Source organism: Aeromonas caviae, from assembly GCF_000819785.1.
GTDB lineage: Bacteria > Pseudomonadota > Gammaproteobacteria > Enterobacterales > Aeromonadaceae > Aeromonas > Aeromonas caviae.
Genome location: NZ_CDBK01000091.1, coordinates 1 through 363 on the forward strand (window position 1 = coordinate 1; position 363 = coordinate 363).

Genomic DNA, 363 nt, shown 5'->3' on the forward strand with positions numbered 1-363 from the left:
AGCGGCAGGGTATAGACCATGCCACCTAAACTTCCGTATTGAGTCTCAAGAAGATCACCGGATAGTAAGCCAGCTTGTCCACCGAACAAACTGGCCTCCTAGTGAATAGCAATAACAGTTATTTCTCAATGACAGTCGAGACATTAGAATCAAATCATTGGATGACCTTTTATATTTTTTATATCGACACACCTGATTTGGTTTTTAATCATTTCAATAACACGTTCAAAATCCTCAGACTTACAATATAAATTGTCGCTATATGCGACTTTAAAGGGGGTGGATTCAAATCTCAGTGCCTTTTTCCTATTAGAAATAGAAAGCGTGTAGGGCCAGTCTTTTCTAAACATGGTTTCATGCTCT

At 38.6% G+C, this 363-nt stretch carries 1 pseudogene; it reads right to left on the bottom strand.

Annotated elements, in window-relative coordinates:
• Positions 1–149: 149 nt before the first annotated feature.
• Positions 150–363, bottom strand: a pseudogene (locus tag BN1120_RS21790) (hypothetical protein); the annotation flags it as partial.